General features: G+C 51.0%; 2 protein-coding genes. Both read right to left on the bottom strand.

The window, feature by feature from the left end:
- Positions 1-86: 86 nt before the first annotated feature.
- Positions 87-1,241: a CDP-glycerol glycerophosphotransferase family protein gene (locus tag ACI4WN_RS08890; RefSeq protein ID WP_439777865.1), complete on the bottom strand. Its 1,155-nt coding sequence runs from the start codon at positions 1,239-1,241 to the stop codon at positions 87-89.
- An 80-nt stretch (positions 1,242-1,321) separates the two neighbouring features.
- Positions 1,322-2,023 (bottom strand): GntR family transcriptional regulator, encoded by a 702-nt coding sequence (locus ACI4WN_RS08885; RefSeq protein ID WP_439777864.1) that lies wholly within the window; start codon positions 2,021-2,023, stop codon positions 1,322-1,324.
- Positions 2,024-2,179: the final 156 nt, after the last annotated feature.

Genomic DNA, 2,179 nt, shown 5'->3' with positions numbered 1-2,179 from the left:
CTGGATTTCTCCAGCCTCCCTGCTAAAGATAAGAGACCTGAAGCTTGCACTTCAAACCCCTTACTTCAGTAAGGGGTTACCATTGACTAGTTTCCCTCGCTTAAAAAGGCGTAAATTTGCTCACAGGCCTGGCCCCCATCAACCGGGTCGACCAAGTCCAGCCACTCCTTTCGCTTACCTACAAAGCGGTCAGCCTGGCCAATTTTGGCCAAAAATTCAGCCTGGCTGGCGACTTTTTCCCCAGGGACAATCTCGCCGTAAGGCCCCAGTAAAAAGCCCCGCGTTTGCTCATACTGGGCTAAGCAGTTGGTGACAAAGTAAAGCGGCTTGTTCAGGTGCAGGTAGTCAAAGTAGATGGACGAGAAGTCGGTCATCAAGAAGTCCGTTGCCCCCAGAATCTCATACAAATCCAGCTTGCGGTCAAAGAGGTCGGAATTGTTCAAAAAGGCGATGTGGCTGGCCTGTAAGTGGAAGTCCTTAAACAGCTTCATCTCCCAAGGGTGGAGCTTAACCAGGAGGTAGATGCCTTTTTTAGCTAGTTCCTGGTCCAGCTGCTCCAGGTCAAAGTCGCTGAAGGCAAAAAAGTTGCCGCGGGCGATCCGGTCCATGATCTGGGGGTCGTCCAGCTCATAGCGGAAGGTAGGCACGTAGATGCCGACTTGAGCCTTTTTTCCAGCTATCTCAGCTGGCTCCAGCTTAAAAAATTCTCTTAAGAGATCGTCCCGGTCGTATTCTTGAGCCAGCAACGCATCGATCCGAGGAAAGCCCAGCTTTTGGTACTTGCCGCCTTCAATCCCCATGCAGGCGCTCATCAAGGACTCATAAAGGTCCGAGCTGGAGGTTACCGCGTCGACTTTTTCCCACAGGCGCTCGTTTCGCCGGTTGTCCCGGCGTTTGGTGTTGTGGGCCATGGTCCCCATCCGCTTCAAGGGAATCCCGTGCCAAAAGGCAAAGTTGACCTGGCTCTTTCGCACCTTAAAGGGCTGGTGGGTGGTCAAGACGTACTTGGCCCGGCCGATTTTTTGCCAGTCAGACCAAGGCAGGTGCGACGATGGCCAGGGCTCAATCAAGTAGGCCGTAACTTCAGGGTGCGCTTTTTTCAAATAGCGGTAAAAAAGATAGCCATTTGAGCCCGACCGGCCGGCCCCGTTCAAGATGACGAAGCAGTTAGGATCTTCTTTTTGCAGGCTGGCTAAAAATTTCATCATTGCCAGGTACAATCTAAACAAAAAAGTTTTCATTAAGGGACTTCCTTTAACAGATTCGCGAATTGCTTTATGTCTATTTTAGCAAACAAAGCAAAAAAGCGGGGCCCTCCCCGCTACTTGCTAAACGTAAATTCAAATCTTTCGCCCACATATGAGGCTCGGGTGTATTCAAAAACCCGGCCGCTAGCCAGTTTGGTCACCTGCCGGCGCGTAATCAAGGCCTCGCCCTTCTTGCAGTTCAAGAGGCGCGCGTCCTCTTCATTGGCGATGGCAGCGCTGATGTATTCAGTCGCATCCCCGATCTGGTAGCCGCCCTGCTTTTCCAGGGTCTGGTAGAGGTGGGTCGACACGTCCTCTTTAGAAAAAGGCTTGATCAAGTCTTCTGGCACCGTCACGATTTCGTGGCAGATTGGCACCTCGTCGGCGTAGCGAATCCGCTCCATCCGCAAGACCATATCGTCTTCCTTGATCTCCAGCTTCTCTTTTTCTGATAAAGATGGCCGGGTGACCTTGTAGGAAACTAATTTACTGGACGGCGTGTGGCCATTGGCCTTGGTGATTTCGGTAAAGGACATGATCCCGGACATCTTTTCCTGGACCTTCTGACTGGCCACATAGGTCCCGCTGCCCAGGCGTCTTTCCAAAATTCCTTCTTCTTCTAGGGTCTTAATGGCCTGCCTCAGGGTCATCCGGGAGACCTTGAAGTGTTCGGCCAGCTGGCGCTCAGCCGGTATCCGGTCGCCGACCTTGTAGACATGATTTTCAATGTCCTGCCGCAGCTGGTTGTGAATCTTAATATACATTGGTTCTGGCATGATTTTTCCCCCATGTAGATGTTAGTCAAACTAAGTTAAATCTTAATTAAATTCTATAGCATTTGACCACATTTAGACAAGCTTACTTTTGATACCAGTAATCTTGACCAGCCCCTCAGTCGCATCCTTCACCTCTAAGACCTGGTCATCCTCTGC

This window comes from Lactobacillus sp. (assembly GCF_051893255.1).
Taxonomy (GTDB): Bacteria; Bacillota; Bacilli; order Lactobacillales; family Lactobacillaceae; genus Lactobacillus.
Note: the sequence above shows the minus strand (reverse complement) of the source record. Positions and strands in the feature narration are given on the sequence as shown.